General features: G+C 52.1%; 20 protein-coding genes and 1 riboswitch. Of the genes, 11 read left to right on the top strand and 9 right to left on the bottom strand.

The features are described 5' to 3' along the window. Positions 1 to 6: 6 nt before the first annotated feature. From ACYVIY_RS21705 to ACYVIY_RS21695, 3 genes are all read right to left on the bottom strand, one after another. On the bottom strand, positions 7 to 948 hold the full coding sequence (locus ACYVIY_RS21705) for an NADP-dependent oxidoreductase (RefSeq protein WP_460978495.1): 942 nt from the start codon (positions 946 to 948) through the stop codon (positions 7 to 9). Position 949: 1 nt separating this feature from the next. Then, positions 950 to 2,038 carry an alkene reductase gene (locus ACYVIY_RS21700; protein WP_460978494.1) on the bottom strand — a complete coding sequence of 363 codons (1,089 nt, stop codon included), beginning with the start codon at positions 2,036 to 2,038 and terminating at the stop codon, positions 950 to 952. A gap of 78 nt (positions 2,039 to 2,116) precedes the next feature. After that, on the bottom strand, positions 2,117 to 3,103 hold the full coding sequence (locus ACYVIY_RS21695) for a helix-turn-helix transcriptional regulator (RefSeq protein WP_460978493.1): 987 nt from the start codon (positions 3,101 to 3,103) through the stop codon (positions 2,117 to 2,119). A gap of 231 nt (positions 3,104 to 3,334) precedes the next feature. Here ACYVIY_RS21695 and ACYVIY_RS21690 point away from each other — a divergent pair, with 231 nt between their 5' ends. From ACYVIY_RS21690 to ACYVIY_RS21665, 6 genes are all read left to right on the top strand, one after another. Then, on the top strand, positions 3,335 to 3,997 hold the full coding sequence (locus ACYVIY_RS21690) for a deoxyribose-phosphate aldolase (protein WP_460978492.1): 663 nt from the start codon (positions 3,335 to 3,337) through the stop codon (positions 3,995 to 3,997). Positions 3,998 to 4,094: 97 nt separating this feature from the next. Next, the gene (locus ACYVIY_RS21685; RefSeq protein WP_460978491.1) at positions 4,095 to 5,579 is read left to right on the top strand and encodes an energy transducer TonB; all 1,485 of its coding nucleotides are present in this window, start codon (positions 4,095 to 4,097) and stop codon (positions 5,577 to 5,579) included. A gap of 78 nt (positions 5,580 to 5,657) precedes the next feature. Beyond that, positions 5,658 to 6,068, top strand: coding sequence for a hypothetical protein (locus ACYVIY_RS21680; protein ID WP_460978490.1), 411 nt, complete (start codon positions 5,658 to 5,660; stop codon positions 6,066 to 6,068). A gap of 187 nt (positions 6,069 to 6,255) precedes the next feature. Beyond that, positions 6,256 to 6,792, top strand: a complete 537-nt coding sequence (locus ACYVIY_RS21675) for a hypothetical protein (protein WP_460978489.1) — start codon at positions 6,256 to 6,258, stop codon at positions 6,790 to 6,792. 307 nt (positions 6,793 to 7,099) lie between these two features. Then, positions 7,100 to 8,185, top strand: a complete 1,086-nt coding sequence (gene gcvT, locus ACYVIY_RS21670) for a glycine cleavage system aminomethyltransferase GcvT (protein WP_460978488.1) — start codon at positions 7,100 to 7,102, stop codon at positions 8,183 to 8,185. 117 nt (positions 8,186 to 8,302) lie between these two features. Next, positions 8,303 to 9,016 carry a 2-phosphosulfolactate phosphatase gene (locus ACYVIY_RS21665; protein ID WP_460978487.1) on the top strand — a complete coding sequence of 238 codons (714 nt, stop codon included), beginning with the start codon at positions 8,303 to 8,305 and terminating at the stop codon, positions 9,014 to 9,016. A gap of 119 nt (positions 9,017 to 9,135) precedes the next feature. On the opposite strand, the gene ACYVIY_RS21660 is transcribed toward ACYVIY_RS21665, so the two are convergent. The 3 genes from ACYVIY_RS21660 to ACYVIY_RS21650 all read right to left on the bottom strand — a co-directional run bounded on the left by ACYVIY_RS21660 (position 9,136) and on the right by ACYVIY_RS21650 (position 13,333). Continuing rightward, on the bottom strand, positions 9,136 to 10,467 hold the full coding sequence (locus ACYVIY_RS21660) for a TolC family protein (protein ID WP_460978486.1): 1,332 nt from the start codon (positions 10,465 to 10,467) through the stop codon (positions 9,136 to 9,138). A gap of 70 nt (positions 10,468 to 10,537) precedes the next feature. After that, entirely contained in the window at positions 10,538 to 12,118 is a 1,581-nt protein-coding gene (locus ACYVIY_RS21655; protein WP_460978485.1) for a DHA2 family efflux MFS transporter permease subunit, read from the bottom strand. A 105-nt stretch (positions 12,119 to 12,223) separates the two neighbouring features. Then, positions 12,224 to 13,333 (bottom strand): HlyD family secretion protein, encoded by a 1,110-nt coding sequence (locus ACYVIY_RS21650; RefSeq protein ID WP_460978484.1) that lies wholly within the window; start codon positions 13,331 to 13,333, stop codon positions 12,224 to 12,226. A 178-nt stretch (positions 13,334 to 13,511) separates the two neighbouring features. Here ACYVIY_RS21650 and ACYVIY_RS21645 point away from each other — a divergent pair, with 178 nt between their 5' ends. From ACYVIY_RS21645 to ACYVIY_RS21635, 3 genes are all read left to right on the top strand, one after another. Next, the gene (locus ACYVIY_RS21645; protein ID WP_460978483.1) at positions 13,512 to 13,991 is read left to right on the top strand and encodes a MarR family winged helix-turn-helix transcriptional regulator; all 480 of its coding nucleotides are present in this window, start codon (positions 13,512 to 13,514) and stop codon (positions 13,989 to 13,991) included. 55 nt (positions 13,992 to 14,046) lie between these two features. Continuing rightward, complete coding sequence (locus ACYVIY_RS21640) at positions 14,047 to 15,420, top strand: NAD-dependent succinate-semialdehyde dehydrogenase (protein WP_460978482.1); 1,374 nt, start codon at positions 14,047 to 14,049, stop codon at positions 15,418 to 15,420. Positions 15,421 to 15,552: 132 nt separating this feature from the next. Beyond that, positions 15,553 to 16,044, top strand: a complete 492-nt coding sequence (locus ACYVIY_RS21635) for a DUF1772 domain-containing protein (protein WP_460978481.1) — start codon at positions 15,553 to 15,555, stop codon at positions 16,042 to 16,044. A 9-nt stretch (positions 16,045 to 16,053) separates the two neighbouring features. Here ACYVIY_RS21635 and ACYVIY_RS21630 read toward each other — a convergent pair whose 3' ends face one another. The 3 genes from ACYVIY_RS21630 to ACYVIY_RS21620 are packed head-to-tail and all read right to left on the bottom strand — an operon-like array spanning position 16,054 to position 18,187. After that, positions 16,054 to 17,037 (bottom strand): alpha/beta fold hydrolase, encoded by a 984-nt coding sequence (locus ACYVIY_RS21630; RefSeq protein ID WP_460978480.1) that lies wholly within the window; start codon positions 17,035 to 17,037, stop codon positions 16,054 to 16,056. A 21-nt stretch (positions 17,038 to 17,058) separates the two neighbouring features. After that, complete coding sequence (locus tag ACYVIY_RS21625) at positions 17,059 to 17,679, bottom strand: hypothetical protein (RefSeq protein WP_460978479.1); 621 nt, start codon at positions 17,677 to 17,679, stop codon at positions 17,059 to 17,061. Between the two features lie 13 nt (positions 17,680 to 17,692). Next, the gene (locus tag ACYVIY_RS21620; RefSeq protein ID WP_460978478.1) at positions 17,693 to 18,187 is read right to left on the bottom strand and encodes an RNA polymerase sigma factor; all 495 of its coding nucleotides are present in this window, start codon (positions 18,185 to 18,187) and stop codon (positions 17,693 to 17,695) included. A 453-nt stretch (positions 18,188 to 18,640) separates the two neighbouring features. After that, positions 18,641 to 18,857: riboswitch (cobalamin riboswitch) on the top strand. Between the two features lie 159 nt (positions 18,858 to 19,016). Between ACYVIY_RS21620 and metE the strand changes: the two genes are divergently transcribed. Continuing rightward, positions 19,017 to 21,344: a 5-methyltetrahydropteroyltriglutamate--homocysteine S-methyltransferase gene (gene metE / locus ACYVIY_RS21615; RefSeq protein ID WP_460978477.1), complete on the top strand. Its 2,328-nt coding sequence runs from the start codon at positions 19,017 to 19,019 to the stop codon at positions 21,342 to 21,344. A 75-nt stretch (positions 21,345 to 21,419) separates the two neighbouring features. Continuing rightward, the gene (locus ACYVIY_RS21610; protein WP_460978476.1) at positions 21,420 to 21,656 is read left to right on the top strand and encodes a cysteine-rich CWC family protein; all 237 of its coding nucleotides are present in this window, start codon (positions 21,420 to 21,422) and stop codon (positions 21,654 to 21,656) included. Positions 21,657 to 21,658: the final 2 nt, after the last annotated feature.

The raw sequence follows: 21,658 nt of genomic DNA, 5'->3' as shown, positions 1-21,658 counted from the left end.
CTGAAGTTAAGCATGATTCAACACAATTCGTCCGTACTTTTTATGGATTGGCGTAGCAGGATTTCCTAGTAAAGCATTCCAGGCATCGGCCGTTCTGGCTAAAGCAAATACCTCACCGAGGTTAATCGTCAGTTTTCCTTCGTCAATCAGCGCGGCTATCCGAGTCAGTCCCTGCTGAGAAGGCTGCAACTGCGCGAACGTAGCGTGAATGTTCAGTTGGGCGGCCAGGTCGGCCGAAACCGGCTGGGTAGTCGAGACCAGATGTCCACCCGCTTTAACGAGCCCGTACGAACGCTGTTGCACCTCGCCCCCAACTAAATCAATAATCGCATCAACCTGACCGGCAATCGATTCGAATGACTCGGTTTTGTAATCAATAAACACGTCAGCGCCTAACGATTTTACGTACTCTTCCGCGTCGGCGGCTGCCGTTACGATTACCTTCGCGCCCGCCTGATGAGCGAACTGGACCGCGTAGGAACCCACTGCACCGGCCCCACCATGAATCAGCATAGTCTGGCCGCTTTTCAGTTGAGCATCCTGAAAGACCACCTGCCAGGCCGTTTCGGCGGCTACAGGTACAGAAGCCGCTTCGACAAAAGGTAACGAGCGGGGTTTCAAAGCAATAAACTGCGGGTCTATAGCTATGTATTCGGCATGGGCACCCCCAAACAGGCTGGCTCCGTATACTTCATCGCCCACGCTGAAGCCTTGTACCTGCGCGCCGACGGCTTCGATGACGCCGGCAAAATCGATGCCCGGAATCCACGGAAGTGGCAGTGGGAAAACCGCCTGCATCGCTCCGGATGCTTTTAGTATATCCAGCTTATTCACGCCGGAAGACTGAACGTGAATCAGTACCTCGTTTGCCGCGGGCGTCGGCGTGGTCATCTCCTGAAACCGTAAGTTTTCAGCGGGACCATAGTTGGTCAAAACAGTTGCTTTCATGTCAATTTGATTTAATGGTTGATTCAATAAGTGTAGGATAATCGGTATAGCCCTCTTCGCCAGGCGTGTAGAGCGTAGTGTAGTCCGGCTGGTTTAGCTCAGCCCTTTGGGCAATGCGCTCGGCCAGATCCGGGTTGGCTAAAAAAGACCGTCCAAAAGCAACCAGGTCGGCGAAACCGTCGTGCAAGGCCGCTTCGGCGGTTTCGGGCGTTAGGCCGTTGCACAGGATGATGGTACCGGCAAAAGAGGTGCGGATGGCATCGAACGTTCGTTGCGGAATAGGCGCGTTGACTGCGATATGAACGTAGGCAATACCGACCTTATCGAGTTCCTGAGCCAGATATCGGTAGGTTTCATTAACCTCATCGTCGGCATAGGAGGGCAAGTCGCCGAGCGTTGAATAGGGTGAAAATCGAATACCTACCTTTTGGGCCCCAATCGCATCGGCGATGGCTTTAGCCAGTTCGATAATCAGCCGGGCCCGGTTCTGGACGCTGCCTCCGTACGCATCCGTTCGGTTGTTGACCCCCGGATTCAGGAACTGTTCGAGCAGGTAGCCATTCGCGCCGTGGAGTTCAACCCCATCAAAGCCAGCCTTGAGCGCGTTTCGTGCCGCGATAACATGCCCCTGGATTACCTCCGCAATTCCATCGGTCGTTAAGGCCTTCGGCTGCGAGTGATCCTGAGGACCCGCTGTGTCGGTAAAGATTTGCCCGGCGGCTTTTATAGCAGAAGCGCCTACCAAATTAACTCCGTTAGGTAGGTTATGCTCATGACCGATGCGGCCGGTGTGCATCAACTGCACAAAAATCTTACTCCCATCGGCGTGAACCGTCGACGTAACGCTTTGCCAACCCTCGACCTGTTCTGAAGAAAAAATACCGGGGATGCGTGGGTAACCCAGGGCCTCGGGCGTAGGGGCGGTACCTTCGGTGATGATCAGGCCAGCTCCCGTACGCTGCCCATAGTACGTAGCCATTAACGCATTGGGCAGATTATTGATGGCCCGACTGCGCGTCATGGGTGCCATCACCAAATGGTTTTTCAGGCTTAGCCCGCGCTTGGAAAACGGCGTCAGAATCTTATTCATGATTTGTGGTTATTAGTATACCACAAAGGTTCGCCATAATCTGCGCCTAAAATAACTCGAAAAGACGCATAAATAGTCCTATCCGCCGGAAGCGTATCTCTTGGGCGTAAGGCTGTAGTGTTTTTCAAAAAGCCGACTGAAATGGCTCAGGTTCGTAAAGCCGAGCTGCGTGCCTACATCCGTAACGGAGTAGCCCCCCAGCTTCAACAGGAAGGCGGCTTCTTCCATTCGGGCCTTTTGGTAATAGTTATAGATGCTGTCGCCAAACACCTGCCGGAAAAGGTCTTTCAATTTAGTTTCACTCATGCCGACCAGTTTAGCCAGATGAGCCAGGTGGGGTGGCTGACTCAAATCCGCCAACACGGCGGTTCGGACGATGAACAGTTTGTCGATGTCATCCTTATAAACCGGGCTATGGCGAACCGCGTCGCGCTTAAGTAGCTGTTGAAAAACGAGAAGCATTAGCTCCTGTACTTTAATGCTGTAATACAGGCCACTCAACTCGCCGTCTTGGCGGGCTTCGGTGAGTTGCCTGAGCGTTTTCTGTACGTCGGGACCCATACTTTCGTAGTACAGAAAGCCCGGCGACCCACTCAGAATTGTCTGGATAACGGGGTTAGGGTTCTGTATGGCGAGTAAGCTCTTCAGCCGGGATGCCGTAACGCCAATGACCACAAAACTAATGGCCGTATGTGCCGGAAAACGAATGACGGATTCCAGATCGTAGGAAGCAATCTGGATGGCGAACTGGGAGGTCCTGGCGAGTCGAATCTGTTGTTCCTCGCCCGATGTGGTCAGCGAAGCGGGTTCTTCATTACTGTGAAAGATGATGCTGACTAATTCGCTGGATTGTTCGGCAGGCTGACGTTTAATCACAAACTCCTCATGCAGTGTATAGTGATGAATAAGTAATTTGAACTCAGGGTTCAGATCAATTTTCCGGACGTATCCCTTACCCATCGCGGGAGGCAGGTGTAAGGTATCGCCGTGAACCGGAATGCCGTATTTTTCGCCGAAGCTGGTTAAAAAGTTAAAACCTGGATTGGTTACAAATTCGAATACCATACACGCCTTGATTTTCAAGCAAAAAAGTGACTACCTATGGCAGTATACTAGTTTTGATACATCGGACCAGAGAAATGGTAGCTGGGTTTTGGTGAACGTATCCCTCCTAACGTAATAAAAATCAAATAACCAGATCATCCAAGCGCAGCACTGGAGCCACACCCGTCGATTATCAGTTAAATAAACAATTCTCTTCATCAATCGCTCATCCACTAATTCACTCATTATACAATGAATCACTTGTTCCCCTATATCGAACGGACACTACTCTATCCGAACGTAACGCTCAACGAGCAATACGATGCGCTCGATGAAGTGACGCAACTAGGCATGGCCGGGCTAACGGTAGCTCCGTTCTGGGTGAAGAAATTTCGGCGTGAACTCGGTGATAACCACCCAGTAACTTTGTCGACGGTCGTTGGTTATCCGTTTGGGTATCAACGTACCGAAGCCAAACAAACCGAAGTCGAGTGGGCTCTGAAAGACGGTGCCAGCGACATTGAAGTGGTTTTGAATACGTCCGCGCTCTTTTCCCCTGCCTCCGTCTGGCTAAAAATCGAACTTGCCAAGCTCGTTAGTCTTATCCACGCGCAGGAAAAGTTGTTTACAGTCATCCTGGAAACGTCGCTGCTCGATCCAGAGCAAACAAAGAAGATGATTAAACTGGCTGCCGATACCGGAGCCGACTTCCTCAAAAACGCAACTGGTGCCCTCAACCCGCCTTTCTCGCTGGAATCGGCTTTACAGTTTCGCCGGGACGTACCGAAATCGGTGGGTGTTAAGATCGTCGCCAATGGCGCAACACAGGAGCAGCAGGAACAACTCGTCGCGGCTAGTGTCGAACGGCTCTGCCTGCGTTATGAGCCTGGTTCAGCCCACTCAATTGATCGATAAGCACGTAATCACCTTTTTCAGCTAACTGTTTACATAATAGCCTTGACAAATAAGATTTTCTCTATCTAATTTGGAGACCTTATTCGTCAACTCATTTATGAAAACCTATCTCTTAGCGTTCCTTTTCTTTTTACAACTTCCGGCATTCAGCCAACAATCTATTTATCAACCTTTCGAGGTTGACACAGCCGCCGAGCCCCGGGGTGGCATGGCGTATTTAACCACTTATCTACAGGCGAATCTACATAAGCCGATTCAGGCGGAAGCCAAAGGCATTGGAGGCCGGGTCATTGTTAGTGCCGTGGTCGAGCCGGACGGGCGGCTTACCGACGCTAAAGTTATGCAGGGGTTCCGCCCCGACTGCGACCGGGAAGCGCTACGTGTTTTCAAAGGCTTCAACGCCTGGAAGCCCGCCCAGAAAGGAGGACAAGCCGTTCGGCAGCTCGTCACGATCCCGATTACCTTCAAGCCTAATCCGCCCTTTACGTATGCGAATGGCACGCGGGTAAGTTATTATGATATTGACCGAAAACCTCTTCCCGATAGTAATGAGCGGGTTCGTTACAAGCAAGTCTCACCCGTCGATACAAACGGCTTACCGACGGGTGACGTACTCGTCCTTGAACGAACGAATCGAGGCTGGAAAGAATATAACCGTCTGTCGCTAGTTCGTAGAGCCGAAAGGAATTGGGGTCGGTTCACTGATCAACCCTCTTACTCGCTTGGTTATATAGGGGCTAATACGGGCGTATGGCAAGGCCTTGTTTACACCATAGGTCAACGGTCCGAAAAGCTGCTACGTCGGTCTTATTACGAAGAGGGCATCGCTAAAGGACTCGATTTAACGTATCATGACAATGGGTTAGTCGCTGAACGTAAAGAAGAGTCAAACGACCAATATAGCGTAACTTCCTGGTACGCGAATGGTCAGATCAAGCAAGTAAAAAAAGGTATTGAACCAAGAGGAGGTACGTTGAGGGAGCCGGAGAAGCTTATTGCGTTTTGGGATAGCGCAGGTCGCCAGTTGATAAAAGATGGCATTGGCCGCATCGTTAGCTCAGAAGATGTTACGTCTCGTCTTAATACAATGCTTCGCACCGATGCAGGATTACGGACACAACTCATCGAGCAGGGCACGTACGAGAATGGTCTTAAGCAGGGCGTCTGGACGGGCCGCTATACGGATAAATCATACTTCTACGAGGAGCAGTACGACAAGGGGATTTGTAAAGGTGGTAAAGCCATTCGGGCTGGAGGTGACACACTCCGCTACACGAAGATTGAGCAACAGCCCGAATTTAAAGGAGGAATGGATGCGCTGGGTTTCTTCTTAAGTAAGAACCTGCATTTCCCTGACCAGGCCATACGAGCTAATGTCCAGGGCAAAGTATTCCTCACATTCACTATCGATACGGACGGGGCTATCCGGGATATTTCAGTGCTACGGGGATTAGGTTTTGGTTGCGACGAGGAAGCGGTACGAGTTATCAATCAGACGCAGGGTAAATGGATGCCTGGCATTCAACGCGGAGAGCCGATCAAGGTCAGGTATAGCATGCCTATCAACTTTGCGTTCAATTAGTTGAGCACTAAAAATTCTGCATTAGCAAGCAGCTTCTTAAATTGACTCGTGTTCCTGCACATTGCTTGATCATCGTCCATGAACATTCGCTTACGTTTCGTGTGCGTTTGTGTTCTCATCTTATCGCACACCTTTGCATTTGCCCAGAATGACGGCGGAAATGCGATTTCCTTCGTGGATCCGTCCTCTTCTGCGTTTTTCAAGGAATACGTTGAGAAAAATCAATTAAGTGCCCCAACACGAGGAGTTCCCGTATTAATTCTTTCCAGAAGGGGAGCCAACGATTGTGACATTGTTCTCACGATGTTTTCGCTTCTTTCTCAGGTTGACGACAATCCGCCGACTAATTATGGCTATGTTGAAAACCGGCTTGTGTTGATCTATGATGAAACGGAGCACCTGCTCAAAAAACCGAAAGCATGGCTTATCAATTTAAAGAAGGTACTTCAACGTGACCTCTGTGATAACACGCAGTTGGTTACACATTAATCGCAACCAACAGCAATTCCCTGTTCGTTTAAACACGATCCTGAAGAGTGGAAATTAGCCTTCAAGAAAGGGAAGTTAGTAGAGAAGCAACCGTTTGTCGGCGAAACGTTCTAGGGTTGTGAATCGGAAAAATTTCCAATAAACCGGACACGAAGTGCTACGTTGGGCAATAAGCAATGCGAACACGATGCAAAAGGTCAAGACTGTAACTAATCTTCTTATTTTATTAGCATTTGTTGATGGGATTTGCTTGGGTCAAAAAATTGATCAAGTTTACCCTCCACAACTAAAGGCTAAGCATACCCCCGGAGTAAACCTGTACGCGGGTTTCAGCCAGGAACCAGACAGCGCAACTGTCGTAACGGTTAAATTCAAAATCTCTGAGACGGGCTTTTTAGATACCCTTGTTGTATCGGGTAACGTACCGAAGGGCTACTACGAAACGATTCAAAAACAGTTAATCGACCTAAACGGGAAGTGGGTACCTCAGCAAAGTCAGGGTAAAGCCGAGAAAAGTAAATGGTTAATTTATCGACAGTACGTAGTAGGCCCGACAAATACAAAAGGCGGAGTTTGGACCGAGGTCGAAAGGGCTTACAAAAGAGATTATGAGTTGTTCAGGTGCCAGCATAACCCCAAACGCAGCATCGACTGCCTGACTACGTATGTCGAAGGACCTGACTTTTTTCTGTTTCCTCCCGAATGGTATCCAACATACCATTGATTGAACCTGTTTAGGATCACATAAAAAAGATAGATATGTAGCGTTTTTGTCATTCCAACGCCAGGAGGAATCTTCTCCAGCCGGAGGTTTTAGTCTCATGAGAAGATTCCTCCTGGCGTCGGAATGACAAAATCATGCACAAAACAAAAACTTAAACAGACGAATTGCTTCTCCATTAACGAATCAAGCGCCTGCACAGAGAGAAAGTCTGTGTCGACTTCAGCCTGCCAATCTGTTTCGGGTTTAACGTGCTGACAACGGGCGTTTCCAGACATTTTGGTAAATTTGCGGGATAACCTCTGCGCAGATGTCGCTCAAGCAAGTACCTCTCCATCACATTCATCAGCAACTAGGCGCGAAGATCGTGCCGTTCGCGGGCTTCGAGATGCCCGTTCGCTATACCTCCGATCTCGACGAACACAACACCGTCCGGAATGGCGTCGGCATTTTCGACGTATCGCACATGGGTGAGTTCATCCTCAAAGGCGAGGGTGCGCTCGATCTTATTCAGCGCGTATCGGCCAACGATGCCAGTACGTTGTTCGATGGCAAGGTCCAATACAGCTACCTGCCCAACGGCCGGGGCGGCATCGTCGACGATTTGCTGGTGTACCGCATCAGCGAAGCTGAATACATGCTCGTTGTCAACGCATCGAACATCGACAAAGACTGGGACTGGATTTCAAGCCATAACACCAACGAAGTCGAGATGGTGAACATTTCGGATGGCATGTGCCTGTTCGCCGTACAAGGACCGCTGGCCGCTAAAGCACTCGAATCACTTACCCCCGCCGATTTGGAAATGACGTATTACACCTTCGAGAAAACCGATTTTGCCGGTTACGCGAATGTGATTGTGTCGGCAACGGGTTACACGGGCGCGGGTGGTTTCGAGATCTACGTGTCGAACCATCAGGCCGAGGGTGTCTGGAACGCCATTATGGAAGCCGGGAAACCGTACGGCATCAAGCCAATCGGGCTGGGTGCGCGCGATACGTTACGGCTCGAAATGGGCTATAACCTCTACGGCAACGACCTCACCGACGAAACTTCGCCCCTGGAAGCCGGTTTAGGCTGGGTAACCAAATTCACGCATAACTTTATTGATGCTGACGTGCTGAAGCAGCAGAAAGAGCAGGGTGTGGCGAATAAGCTCGTCGGCTTCGAAATGATTGATCGGGGTATTCCGCGTGGGCACTACCCATTAACTGACGCTGATGGCAATAAGATTGGTGAGGTGACATCAGGAACCCAATCCCCCACCCTCGGCAAAGGCATCGGTCTGGGTTACGTACCCACCGCCTTCAGCAAACCCGGTTCAGAACTATTTGTAAACGTGCGCGATCGACTCCTCAAAGCGCAGGTTGTTAAGCTTCCTTTCGTAAAAAAATAATCTGAACCGGGATCGAGCTGATTTTTCCAGATTAATCTGATTTGCTTTCAGTAAAATGCCGAAGGCGATCAGCTACATCAAGGAAAATCAGTTTAATCCCGGTCCGGACAGCCTCCCATGAAACAAATTGACGTTTGTTTAACGCCTGACCTCCTGCATCTGCACACGGTCGAAAATACCATTGTGGTTGTCGCCGACGTGTTTCGGGCAACATCGTGTATGGTCACAGCCTTCGCGTACGGCGTAAACAGTATTATTCCCGTTGCCACCGTCGACGAGTGTCGGCTCCTGCAGGAGCGCGGTTACCTGGCCGCGGCCGAACGTAACGCCCGCAAGGTAGACGGCTTCGAGCTCGATAACTCACCGTTTACGTACATGACCGAGCAGATTCGTGGTGCCAACATCGCCATGACCACGACGAACGGTACACTGGCCATCACTCGTTCGCGATCGGCGGTAAAGGTGTTGGTTGGTTCATTCCTGAATCTGGATGCGATTGCGCACTACCTGCAAAGCGAACCGTATGACGTAATGGTGCTCTGTGCAGGCTGGAAAGGCCGGGTCAACCTGGAAGATACCCTTTTTGCCGGTGCTCTGGTTGAACGCCTGAAGGATAGCTACGCCATAGCTGAAGACAGCGCCATGATGGCGAAACGACTGTACTGCGACGGAAAGAGCAATCTGGTTGGCTACATGGCCAATGCGTCGCACATTCGGCGTCTTCAGCGGCTGGGCATCCAGAAAGATATTACGTACTGCCTCCAACACGACCTGTACGATGTCATTCCTGTTCTGCGCGGGAATGCACTGGTTAGCATGGAGGTGCGGTAGATTTCTGTTATTTTGAAGTACCCCTCCCAACCTCCCCTAAAAGGGGAGGAGCAAAACTAAAATAGCTTGCAAAACTCCTTCCCTTTTAGGGGAGGCCGGGAGGGGTACCTACTCGATCCTTACAACAAATTCTCACCCAAGAGCCGCTTCAACTCTAACTGATTCAGCAGTAGTTGGTATTTGAAATTCAGGCGGCCGAGTTCGGCTTCTTCAACGCCGGTTTCAGCACTTTGCAGCTCAACATTGGTGATTACGCCGTTACGTAGGCGAGCATTGGCAATTTGCAGCGCTTTACGCGCCTGCAATACCTGCGTTTCGAGGTTAGCCAGGCGCGTCTGGTTGCTGCGAATGTCGGCGTTGAGCTGGGCGATACTTTGGCGGAGTTGAGCGTTGGCCGTTTCAACGGCGTAGCGGCTCGCGTTCAGGTTCGCCTGCGCAGCCTGATTCTGCAACAGATAGCGTTTGCCAGCGTACAGTGGAATCGACACGGCTACCCCACCGGCGAAGTTGGCGCGTAACTGCTCTACATTCAGTGGATATCCATTCTTATAGCCAGCATTGGCACTGAACCCAATGTTCGGTTTACCCGCCCGGTTGCTAACCAGAATATCGGTTTCAGCGGCCCGAAGACGATCCTGCGCCAACTGTACATCTTTATTCCCCGCCAGCACCGCCGACAGATCACCATCGAGCGTAAAGGGCTGAGTTGTTACGTTGCCCACGGATTCCAGATCAAACTGCTGAATCGCCTGACTCACATCCGGGTTTGCATTACCGGTCAGAAAGGTCAGTGTGGCGAGTTGCCGTTCCAGCAGATTCTGAATCTCGATCCGGCGGTTCTGCGCGGTTTTGACACGTACCGCCTGCGTCAATACGTCGTACTCCAGCGCATCGCCATTTTGCAGACGTGTGGTCAGCAGGCGAACGTTTGCGCCAGCCGTTTTAATGACCGAATCCTGAACGGCCAGGCTCCGTTGCAAAAAGCCAACTCCGTAATAGGCCGCGGCCACCTGATACCCCAGATTCTGCTGCGTGATTTCCAGACCTCGGCGAAGTACCTGCACATTATCCTGCGCCTGCCGGACAGCAGCTTCGGTGCGGCCAAAATCATAAATCGTCTGACCAATCGCTACGTTGGTATTGATGCTGTTGTTCGGTGCCAGTTTTGCCACGACCTCCTGCCCATTGAGGGGTACGGCAAACTGCGGCACGGGTGTAATGTAGGTGTAGCTACCGTTGAGACCAACGTTTGGCCGCATAGCTGTCCGGGCCACATCGACCCGCAGTTCACCCGCCCGAATTTGCTCCTGCTGCTGTTTCAGCACGGGGTAGTTGGTAGTCGCCTGCTGAACGAGCGTCCGTAGGTCATCGGGTACCGTTACTGGCTGGTTCTGCGCCCTGGCCGCGCCAATCGCCAGCAGCGTAACTATAATAAAGTGGTTTGATTTCATGGTCAGTGCGTGTTCAGTTCTCTGTATGCGACAGACCTGTACGAAGGTCTCAGGTGCGTGCCGCTTCAATTTAGTGGGCGGCATCAGCGACCGCCTTGGCGGCCTCCGCATCCATCTTTTTATTCTTCAGCAAAAACAACAGCGGGAACGTAACAACAAAAAACAGCCCCGCCAGCCGGAACGTATCAAGGTAGGAGATCATCAGAGCTTGCTTCGTAATGATCAGATCGAGGTTGCGGTAAGCGCCCGTTACCGCATCAAAGGCGTTTACGCCCCGAGCGGTCAGCCCTTGTGTAAGTGCGTTGAGCCGGTCGGTGAACAGCGGATTTTCCGGGCGTAGGTTCGCCACCAGGTCGCCCCGGTGCACGGCTGAACGCTGCGTTACGTACGTATTGGTGATAGCAACCCCGAAGGCGCCCCCAATCTGCCGCATCATATTGACGATGGCAATGCCAGTCGGCAATTGCCGGGGTTCGAGCGTCGACACCGACTGGTTGATGAGTGGTACGTTCAGAAAAGCCAGGCCAATACCCCGCACGATAAGCGCCACAATGAAATCGCCGTTTGAGGTGTCCGCGTTATACGTAGACATGGTAAAGCAGAAGACGGCAAAAGCGACATAACCGCCAATAACAATCAGCCGGGGCGATACGCCCTTCGCCAGCAGCCGCCCGACCAGGGCAAACATCGGCAAGGTGACCAGGCCACCCGGCATTAAAAGCTTACCCGTCTGCGTGGCGGTCAATCCAACGATTCGCTGGGCAAACAACGGGTACAGAAGTACCGAAGTAAACAAGCCATACCCCACCACTACGACTAAAATAGCGCCAATTGCCAGGTTCCGGTTCTTCAGCGTTCGGAGGTCAACTACGGGCTCTTTGGTACCCCGCAACTCCCACCAGATAAACAGCGGAATGGCGATCACGGCGGCCACGGTGAGGTATAGGATGATGGAATCGTCGAACCAGTCGTCGGCCTCACCCCGCTCCAGTACGTACTGCAGGCTACCCACACCAACGGCCAGCAGGAGAATTCCAAGCTGGTCGATCGGGATCGCCTTGCGGTTGATATTAATCTCGTCTTCTTTCTTGTCGATATACGCCAAGCTGAGCAGCACCGCGACGATACCAATCGGTACGTTGATGTAGAACATCCAGCTCCAGTGGTAATTGTCGATGATGTAGCCGCCCAGCGTTGGACCAAGCGTTGGGCCAAGCACGATGCCCATGCCAAACAACGCCGACGCTACCGGCCGCTGCGAGGGCGGAAAGGCGTCGTACATCAGTCCCTGTGAAGTAGAAAGCAAGGCCCCACCGCCAATTCCCTGTAAGAAACGGAATACGACCAGCGTCCATAAGTTATCGGCAAAGCCACAGCCGTAGGAAGCGATGGTGAAGAGAATGATGGAGCCGATGTAATAGTTTTTCCGCCCGAAGTAACGCTGCAAAAAACTCGTCATGGGAATAACGATTACGTTCGCAACGGCGTAGGACGTTACTACCCACGATACGTCTTCGATCGTTACGCCGAGGTTACCGGCAATGTCCGTCAGGCCGACGTTGACGATAGACGTATCGATTAATTCAATGATGGCCGCTGAGATTGCCGTAACGACGACGATCCACCGGCGAAATCCTGTTGGTTGTGCCATAGCTTAGAAGGAGATAATCGTCGGGAGTGACAAGTGAGCACGTAACAGTCGGGGAACCGACTGCGGCAATCAGTGGCCTGCGCTCTTCCCGCTCCTAACTCCTCATTACTGAACTTTTACTTCCGCATCTACACTAAGGCCCGCCCGAAGTGCATTCCGGTACTTTTCGGGGTTCAGGATCTCGATTTTCACGGGCACCCGCTGGGTGATTTTGACGAAGTTTCCCGATGCGTTATCGGGGGGGAGCAAGGCGAAACGGGCACCGGTAGCCTCCGATAAGGAAGCGACGCGTCCTTTAATGGCCAGATCGGGATAGGCGTCGAGTTTGATGTCTACTTCCTGACCGAGCTTCATGTGTTCGAGCTGAGTTTCCTTGAAGTTAGCCACCACCCAGAAGGTCGAGTCGGCAACGATCGTAAACAGGTTCTGACCGGGCTGCACGTACTGACCTACCACTACGTTCTTACGGCCAATCTTGCCGTCGATGGGCGCAGTTAAGCGCGCGTAACTAACGCGCAGTTTCGCGTTGTCAATGGCGGCCTGCTTGACTTTCAGTACCGCCTGAATTTTCTGAATGTTTGCCTGAGCCTTAGCAATGCCAGCCTGTGCGACGCCCTGCGACGTTCTGGCCAGATTGATCTGTTCAACGTTTGCGTTGTACTGGCGGGCCTGTACGTCGGCCGCATTCCGCGAATCCTCCAGTTGCTTCTGCGTCAGCGACTGTTCCTTATATAAGTTCTGATCGCGTTGCAGGTCACGCTGCGCTTTGTCGCGACGGGAGGCCTGCACCTCGGCGTTTGACTGAGCGACCCGTAAGTTCTGCGCTACGTTCCGGACATTCGCCTGGGCGTTTTGCAGATCGGCCTGGGCGTTTTGCAGGTCGGCCTGTGATTGCTGATAGTCGGCTTCGGCCTGCGCTAAGGCCACATCGTATTCCTGCGGGTCGACCGTAACCAACAGTTGCCCTTTCTTAACCGTCGCGTAATCATCCACGTTTACCGATTGTACGTACCCCGCGACCCGCGCCAGTACTGGCGCCGAGTTGCCTTCAATCTGTGCATTATCAGTTGATTCGTACAGTTGACCATGGCGGAACGCCTGATAACCATAGTAACCGCCGACCAGTAAAACAAGCGCAATGATAATACGGGGTAAGTACGTGCGAATCCCACTCTTCTCGTCTGTGGCTGCCATTTCGTGTGTTGTCGTTGCCATTTTCAGTAGCGATGAAGGCATAAGCCTCTTTTCTAGATGAACAAACCATGTAGTCAACCTGCTTGACTATAGGCGGGCAAAAGTAAACTTGGTTGACTATAAAGTCAAGCTGGTTGACTATATTTGTACATTCTTTATCTGAGAATTGTTTTAAGATTTTTTATTTTGCTCCATTATCATGGAAATAGATAACAATTCCTTTGATTTCAACCAGTTCCGGCTCATCCGGGAGCGGTCGATCGGGCGGTTGTTCTGGCGGCTTAAACGCTTTACCAGCAGCTATATTGAACCCCGCTTGCACGCCCGTGGCTATACCGATTTTAAGATGAGTTATCTGATGTTCTTATCGAATATTGATGAGCATGGGATCACTAACAATGAATTAGCTAAGCGGGCCTGCGTGACCAAGCAGATGATGAGTAAGATTGTGGGGCTGCTGGAAGAAGAAGGGTATATCTATACACAGAAGAACCCCACGGATTCCCGGTCAAGCATTATTTTCCTGAACGACCGGGGTAAGCAACTGTTTGTTGCCCTCGAAGCCTGCATGCAGGAAGCGCGCAATAAGTTTGACGCCATTGTTGGTCACCAGCGGATGGAAGAAGTGATCGATACGATGTCTCAGCTGGTGAGCGAACTCGAAAAAGAAGAACAATAAGGGGGCATCTGGTGTATGAACAGCATAGACTCATTCCAGTCTATAGCCTCATGCTATGTTTACGTCCGTCAATCCATACACGCAGCAGCCCATCAACACATATTCCGCCGATAGTGCAGCGACTATTGAGCGTAAGTTGAAACAAGCCGACCAAGCCTTTGCAGACTGGTCGGCTTTGTCATTAGCGGTCCGCACCGATTATTTGCGCAAAGTTGGTACGTATCTGACCGCCAACCGACAACGGTACGGCGAGCTGATTACGGCCGAGATGGGGAAAACGCGCAAGGAAGCCATCGCTGAGGTCGAGAAATGTGCCGCAACCTGTAAGTTCTATGCCGACCATGCCGAGCAGTTCCTGGCCGACCAATCCATTGAGGCCGATGACAAGACCGGCCCGGCAGCGGGCAGCGTTATTACGTATCAGCCGCTGGGCGCGGTACTGGCCATTATGCCGTGGAATTTTCCGTTCTGGCAGGTGATGCGCTTTGCCATTCCGGGTCTGATTGCCGGGAATGTGGGCTTGCTCAAACACGCGCCGAATGTGTTCGGTTGCGCGGAAGCGATCGAAGAAGCGTTCCGCGAAACGGGTGTACCCGAAGGTGTTTTTCAGTCGCTGATCATTGATACGCCCGCCGTAGAAGGGCTTTTGAAGGATCGTCGGGTAAAGGCCGTTACGTTGACCGGCAGCGGTCGGGCGGGCGCGTCGGTAGCGGGCATTGCCGGAAGTCAGATCAAGAAATCGGTGCTAGAGTTAGGCGGTTCTGACGCGCTTGTCGTTTTAGCGGATGCGGACCTGGAAAAAGCCGCCGAAGTGGCGGTAAAGTCCCGTATGCAAAATGCCGGACAAAGCTGTATAGCGGCCAAACGGTTCATTGTGGAGAAATCGGTAAAAAAAACGTTCACGGAACTGGTTCTTCAGCAGATTGAGCAAATACAACAGGGCGATCCGATGGCCGATGAAACGACTATGGGTCCGCTCGCCCGACTCGATCTGGCCGATAACATCGAACGGCAATGTCGTGAGTCGGTCGCTAAGGGCGCTACGCTCCTAACCGGTGGGCAACGGTCGGGCTGCAACGTCCAGCCGATGCTGCTAGACAACGTAACACCCGGCATGGTGGCATTCGACGAAGAAACCTTTGGCCCACTCGCCGTTTTGATCGAAGCCAAGGACGAGACCGACGCCATCCGACTAGCCAATCAATCGAACTACGGTCTGGGGTCCGCTATCTGGACGCAGGATTTAGACAAAGCGGCCCGGCTCGCGCGCCAGCTTGAAGCCGGTTCAGTATTCGTCAATGGTCTGATGCGGTCCGACGCCCGCGTACCGTTCGGTGGCATCAAAACATCTGGTTTTGGCCGCGAGCTATCCGAAGCCGGTATCAAGGAGTTCGTGAACATCAAAACCGTCTGGATTGAGAAGCAGTAAACGGAATCCATCGCCAGATTCGCCCTGTTCGTCCTGTACTTCAGTAAATTGACTCTTGTTTAACGGCATCAGGTTCGGTAAGCCTTTAGGTTTGATACGTCTTTACACCTATCAAACCTAATTTTTGCGATCATGCGTTTTATTGTCGAATTGCTGTTACCGCTGTTTATCCTGAACCTGGGCGTAGCCTTCGGGGCCGGCCTGTACGAAACGAAAATTATTCTTCCCCTGTGGTTTCCCAAATCTGCCGGCTCTGGTTATCGGGTCAACACGCAGGCTATGACCGAAACCGATTCGGGGCGAAAGTTCTGGGCGTTTGTAACAACGATACCGCTTACCTTGCTCACCCTGGCTAACCTGGCTTTTGCCTGGCAGTCGCAACCTCCTGTCCAGGATTGGTGGCTGGCTGCGGCCTTGATCACGCTGCTCGAACGGATTGGCACCTTCTCGTTCTTTATTCCAACAGCGATTAAACTGCAAACTGCTGATCGGTTACCGTCTTCACAGGTCAGTCGTCTGGTTGGGTTATGGCTTAATTTCAATTACCTCCGCAACGCGCTCACGTTACTGGCCTGGCTGTGTGCCCTGAAAGCATTTTGGCTGACTACTGTCCTGCACGCCTGAACGAGTCGGTCAATGACTCTTTCGTACATTACTCAGGATCAGATCGGCTACCTGGGTAGTAAGCGCCGGGGCAATCATGTGGCCCATGCCTTCAACCAGCACAAATCGAGCGTTCGGTACGTTCGTTGCTACGTCGCGTCCGGCATCCGGGGTAACGAGCGGATCGATACTACCATGGATCACGAGGGTAGGTACGTTAATACGTTGTAATTGACGCTCCCGCCCTGCATAGAAACCCGCCAGCGAAGCGGCTCCCTGCCGACTCAGCCCATCCGGGTAGTACGATCGCCGGACATCTGCCTCAGCCAAGGTTTGTGCGGACAAAGAATCCATCGGATAAATGGTGCCACTCAGCACCATCATTGACTTTACTTCGCGCCGGATGTAAGCTGCCGTGTCGGCCGGTGACCCCGGTGCCGGTATACTGGCTAAGACCTCCGGTTTGGCAACCAACGGAAACCCGGCCTTACCGCCACCCGCCATAATACTAGTCAGCGTTACAACCCGCTGGGGATGGTTATAAGTCATGCGTTGGGCAATCATGCCACCCATCGATACACCGACGACATGAACCTTGCTAATGGCCAGCGCATCCAGCAGGCCAACCGCATCGTTGGCCATATCATCTAGCGAATAAGGAATCGGTGGCGGCTGGTTAGCCTGCAACGCCTGACCGATAGCCGCCCAATCGGGCAAGCCTGCCTGGGTAAACTTAGTAGAAAGTCCCACGTCGCGATTGTCGAACCGAATAACCTGGTAACCCTGGCGACTCAGATAGTCGCAGAAAGCAGTAGACCAGCCCGTCAACTGACTATTTGTCCCCGCAATCAGTAGAATGGCTTCCTGTTCAGGGGAACCAAAGCGTTCGTAGACCAGGGTGATGCCGTTGCTGCTGACCAGTCCTGCCTGACGCTGAGACGCCTTATGCCCCTGCTTCAGGGTGCCACACGAGCATAAGCTTACCACTAGGCCCAGAATAAGCCATGTTTTCATGTTCATTAATGGGATGAAAGGTTATTGATTAAACTCATTCAGAATCTTTTCAAGATTTTGCAGCGGCTGTTTAAACTGGTTGTGGTTCTCCTGTCGAATCGCCCAGACACAACTCAGCAGAGATAATAGATAAGTCACAGCCGCTCCGGCTGGATGCTGCAACACTCCCCCTGGCACGAACAGCATAAAGGTCAACCACACGCCAAGGGCCGTACTCAGCGGAACGAGCACGTATTCATAGCTTCGTTTGAACCGGTAAAATGCTGTCAGGCTGTTGTATTGCTGTTGGATACGGGCCTGAACAGAAACGTCTGTATCCGTCTGGACAGGACTGGCCAGGGCAACCCGCTTAAACTGCCGCATCAGCACGATCGTAAAGGGAAGGTAGAGCAGTACCCCGGCCAGGCACAGCCATTGCACGGTCGAAACACCCCAAAATCGGATAAACAGGTGGCTTAGTAAGCCGTAGACAATGATCTGGAGCGTTAGCGATGCCCAGAAATACCGGATGGTACGGTTGACCTGCCGGGCACTTCTCGCCCTGGTGATCGCCAGTAAACCCGCCTGATCATACGGAGCGGATGCCGATAGGCTCGGTGCGTCCGTATTCCACTTCTTCTTCAATTCATCCAGTGTTGCCATCGGTTAGGTTGGTTTATGATTTTGCCGTTAAGCGTGATTCTAATTCTTTCTTGGTACGGACTAGCCGGACGCTCACGTTGACTTTCGACAGTCCGGTGATACTGGCGATCTCTTCGTAACTCAGGTCATCCAGATACAGCAGCATAATGGCTTTGTTGAGGGGCGAGAGCGTAGCAATGGCGTCGAAAAGCCACTGAATAGCCTCCTGCTGGTCGTCCGGTGGTGGGTCGGGAACCTGCTCATGGCGGACCGCCAATGGTTCATGTTGCCGTTTGCGGGCAGTTCGCCGGTCGGCTAAAGCGGTGTTCAGACAAACGCGGTACATCCAGGTCGAAAACTTCGACTGTCCCGTAAAAGACGGATACGACCGCCACAACTGATAAATCATTTCCTGAAGCAGATCGGCCCGTTCGTCTGCGTCGGGCTGATAAGCCTGGCTAATCTTATACGCAATGCCTATGTGCCGGTTGAGGTGTTCAAGAAAGATTTTCTCGGAGGATGTAGCCATTGTACTGAATTCCGTTTGCCTTTTCTCAGTTAGTAACCGGCTCGTCTAAAAAACTACAATCGAACGAAAAAAAGTAGTGGCTGCCCCCTAACTAGTCAGAAAAGGCCTCTTTGGTCGTGTATGTTAATGTAATAGGGAAACGGCTGGCGCTTAGCCCGAAGTCGTGTTACGTTGCTGAAAGCGGCCGCAAACCTTATCGTTGATTCTAGCTCCGCTGCGATAAGGAGCGTCGTTAACGTAACGAACAGCCATACGATGCCAGTAAAAACAGACTCTCAATCATGCTTAGAACTGACCACGGTTGCAGGAGCTATACGCTGACTCATCCGCTTCACGCTGACCTGCTTATCGCGCCAGGTTGAATGGGACGAACCAATCCGATGGACTGATTGACAGGCGACACCTTGTTTTTGCCGCCAGAATGCGGTTAGTTTGTTCCAACGTTCTTTGTTTTCCGTCAAACATGCTAATGGTTTCCCTGAGAGGTTCAGGGAATGAAAAAGGAATCGTGTGAGAATCACGAGCAGACGTTGCTACTGTCAGTGACTAATTAAAAAAGGGTTTGCCCTCGATGTCCATTGTCCCACCAGCGGTTCGCCGTTGCCCTGGGGTGAGAAGGACGGCAGATACCGTCACAAGCCAGGAGACTTGCCTTTAGCGTTGCTGATTACGCCCACACGCGATTGGGTTTCATCACGATTGACTTACTTCATTCCTGCTTCTTTGCGAGGCCGGGTCAGGTGTGTCATGTAGTGTATAGAACAGATCGAGTGGTAGGCGTATGGAGTTCGGCATCGAACGCGATCAACCATTTTATCTTATTTACAACATGATCGCACACAATCTCGGCTATCCACGAATCGGTAGCCACCGCGAACTCAAAAAGGCCTGTGAACAGTTCTGGGCCAACAAAATCACCACTGAGCAGCTTCAGCATGTCGGTCGGCAGCTACGCCGGGACAACTGGCTGACTCAGCAGCAGGCAGGCATCTCGCTGGTTCCCTGCAATGACTTCTCGTTCTACGATCAGGTACTGGATATGTCCCTGACCGTCGGTGCGGTACCGAAGCGATTTCAACCGCTGCTCGACAAACCGGAGCCCGATCATCTGAGTCTTTATTTTGCTATGGCCCGGGGCTACCAGCAGGATGGACTGGATCTGAAAGCGATGGAGATGACAAAATGGTTTGATACGAACTACCATTACATCGTTCCTGAATTTTCGGCCGATCAGTCGTTTTCGCTGCTTTCGGAAAAAATCTTCACGGAATTTGAAGAAGCCAGACAAACCCTGACGACCACGCCCAAACCCGTTTTGTTAGGTCCCGTATCGTATTTGCTGCTGGGCAAAGAGAAGGAAGCGGGCTTCGACCGGCTGGACCTACTCGACCGTTTGGTACCGGTTTATGAACAGCTGCTTAGCCGCTTACAGCAACTTGGTGCCACCTGGATTCAGTTCGATGAGCCTTGCCTGTCCCTGGATTTAACAGTGCACCAGCGCGAAATGCTGGATATGGTTTATCGGCGTCTGCGCAATCAATTCCCGGCGCTGAATCTGCTGTTGGCCAGCTATTTTGAATGTTACGGTGCGAACCTGAATCTGGTTCTCCAACTGCCCGTTGACGCGCTGCACCTCGATCTGGTCCGTTGCCCGACCCAGCTGAACGATATTCTAAAAACTGATTTTGTTCACCGGAAAACCGCTTTATCACTGGGCGTTGTCGATGGTCGGAACATCTGGATTAATGACCTGACGACCTCGTTGGCAACGATTCAGCGCGTGGTGACGGCCATTGGTGCTGAGCGGGTTCTGATTGCACCATCCTGCTCGCTACTGCACGTTCCCTGTGACCTGGCGACTGAAACGCAGGAAACAGGCCTGACGAACGATACTAAAAAGTGGCTGGCCTTTGCCCGCCAGAAGCTCGACGAAGTCGTTGTTTTGACGACGCTTAGCCTGGAGCCAGCGAATCAGAAGGCCATCGACGTACTGGCCGTCAATCAAGCCGCCTTACTCGCTCGCCAGCAGTCAAGTCAGATTAACCGACCAGCAGTGCAGCAACGCTTACGTCAACTCCGTGAGCAGGACGCCAACCGGTCGAATGCCTTTCCCCAGCGTCAGGCCCTGCAACACCAACGGCTTCAGTTGCCGGTGTTTCCTACGACGACCATTGGTTCATTTCCGCAGACCGATGCCGTGCGGGCCAATCGGGCTAAGTTCAAAAAAGGCGAAAAAACGCTGGAGGAGTACGAAGCTTTTATCCGGTCGGAAACAGAACAGGCCATCCGCTGGCAGGAAGACGTTGGCCTGGACGTACTGGTGCACGGCGAGTTTGAACGGAATGATATGGTCGAATATTTCGGGGAGTTGCTCGATGGCTTTGCCTTCAGCGAAAACGGCTGGGTACAAAGCTACGGGTCCCGTTGTGTGAAACCTCCGATCATTTATGGCGACGTACAGCGGCCCCAACCCATGACCGTTCGTTGGGCGCAATACGCGCAGTCACTAACCCAGAAACCCGTAAAAGGGATGCTTACGGGACCGGTTACTATTTTGCAATGGTCATTCGTGCGCGACGACCAGCCCCGGCGGGATACGTGTCTGCAAATCGCCCTGGCCATTCATGATGAAGTGGCTGATCTGGAAGCGGCCGGTATCGGCATCATTCAAATTGATGAACCTGCGTTGCGGGAAGGCCTACCCCTTCGCCGGGAAAACTGGGCGGCTTATCTGAACTGGGCGGTTATGGCCTTCCGGATAGCAGCATCGGGAGTGCAGGATCATACCCAGATTCACACCCACATGTGCTACGCGGAGTTCAACGACATTATTGGGGCCATTGCCGATCTGGATGCCGATGTCATTACCATCGAAACATCCCGCTCGCAAATGGAACTGCTGGATGCCTTCGCCCGCTTTGCGTATCCTAATGAAATTGGTCCCGGTGTTTATGATATTCACAGTCCGCGCGTACCCACGGTGGAAGAAATGGTCGAACTGCTTCAGAAAGCTTCTACTGTCTTACCCGCGCGTAATTTGTGGGTCAATCCCGATTGTGGGTTGAAAACACGGCGATGGCCGGAAACCACCGAAGCGCTGAAAAACATGGTGCAAGCGGCCCAGGCGGCCCGTGAGGTCGTGGCAGAGTCGGTATAATCGTCTACGGTCTTCTGCCAGTGGCAGAAGACCGTCTTTACCTCTATCAAACAGCCACCTTTTTTCAACGAATCTATGATTCCGAAGCATGATCATGTGGCATGCCCGCGTTGCCAGCGCATCTTTGAATGCAAGGTGGGCAGCATCAATTTGTGTCAGTGTCAATCCATTCGGTTGACCGACGCCCAGCAACAGTACGTTAGTTCAATGTATCAGGGCTGCTTATGTAGTGATTGTTTGTTGACGGTGCGAACCGAATATAATCAGATGATCCATCAGCAGAACCTAAACCGTTTATTACATGGCCATTAACG

It is taken from the genome of Spirosoma knui (assembly GCF_054780635.1).
This window is presented reverse-complemented; position numbering and strand designations above follow the sequence as displayed.

Excerpts from the sequence above, each read along its gene's own strand:
- ACYVIY_RS21705 (WP_460978495.1), bottom strand. The coding sequence starts at position 948 with ATGAAAGCAACTGTTTTGACCAACTATGGTCCCGCTGAAAACTTACGG.
- ACYVIY_RS21700 (WP_460978494.1), bottom strand. The coding sequence starts at position 2,038 with ATGAATAAGATTCTGACGCCGTTTTCCAAGCGCGGGCTAAGCCTGAAA.
- ACYVIY_RS21695 (WP_460978493.1), bottom strand. The coding sequence starts at position 3,103 with ATGGTATTCGAATTTGTAACCAATCCAGGTTTTAACTTTTTAACCAGC.
- ACYVIY_RS21690 (WP_460978492.1), top strand. The coding sequence starts at position 3,335 with ATGAATCACTTGTTCCCCTATATCGAACGGACACTACTCTATCCGAAC.
- ACYVIY_RS21685 (WP_460978491.1), top strand. The coding sequence starts at position 4,095 with ATGAAAACCTATCTCTTAGCGTTCCTTTTCTTTTTACAACTTCCGGCA.
- ACYVIY_RS21680 (WP_460978490.1), top strand. The coding sequence starts at position 5,658 with ATGAACATTCGCTTACGTTTCGTGTGCGTTTGTGTTCTCATCTTATCG.
- ACYVIY_RS21675 (WP_460978489.1), top strand. The coding sequence starts at position 6,256 with ATGCAAAAGGTCAAGACTGTAACTAATCTTCTTATTTTATTAGCATTT.
- gcvT (WP_460978488.1), top strand. The coding sequence starts at position 7,100 with ATGTCGCTCAAGCAAGTACCTCTCCATCACATTCATCAGCAACTAGGC.
- ACYVIY_RS21665 (WP_460978487.1), top strand. The coding sequence starts at position 8,303 with ATGAAACAAATTGACGTTTGTTTAACGCCTGACCTCCTGCATCTGCAC.
- ACYVIY_RS21660 (WP_460978486.1), bottom strand. The coding sequence starts at position 10,467 with ATGAAATCAAACCACTTTATTATAGTTACGCTGCTGGCGATTGGCGCG.
- ACYVIY_RS21655 (WP_460978485.1), bottom strand. The coding sequence starts at position 12,118 with ATGGCACAACCAACAGGATTTCGCCGGTGGATCGTCGTCGTTACGGCA.
- ACYVIY_RS21650 (WP_460978484.1), bottom strand. The coding sequence starts at position 13,333 with ATGGCAACGACAACACACGAAATGGCAGCCACAGACGAGAAGAGTGGG.
- ACYVIY_RS21645 (WP_460978483.1), top strand. The coding sequence starts at position 13,512 with ATGGAAATAGATAACAATTCCTTTGATTTCAACCAGTTCCGGCTCATC.
- ACYVIY_RS21640 (WP_460978482.1), top strand. The coding sequence starts at position 14,047 with ATGTTTACGTCCGTCAATCCATACACGCAGCAGCCCATCAACACATAT.
- ACYVIY_RS21635 (WP_460978481.1), top strand. The coding sequence starts at position 15,553 with ATGCGTTTTATTGTCGAATTGCTGTTACCGCTGTTTATCCTGAACCTG.
- ACYVIY_RS21630 (WP_460978480.1), bottom strand. The coding sequence starts at position 17,037 with ATGAAAACATGGCTTATTCTGGGCCTAGTGGTAAGCTTATGCTCGTGT.
- ACYVIY_RS21625 (WP_460978479.1), bottom strand. The coding sequence starts at position 17,679 with ATGGCAACACTGGATGAATTGAAGAAGAAGTGGAATACGGACGCACCG.
- ACYVIY_RS21620 (WP_460978478.1), bottom strand. The coding sequence starts at position 18,187 with ATGGCTACATCCTCCGAGAAAATCTTTCTTGAACACCTCAACCGGCAC.
- metE (WP_460978477.1), top strand. The coding sequence starts at position 19,017 with ATGATCGCACACAATCTCGGCTATCCACGAATCGGTAGCCACCGCGAA.
- ACYVIY_RS21610 (WP_460978476.1), top strand. The coding sequence starts at position 21,420 with ATGATTCCGAAGCATGATCATGTGGCATGCCCGCGTTGCCAGCGCATC.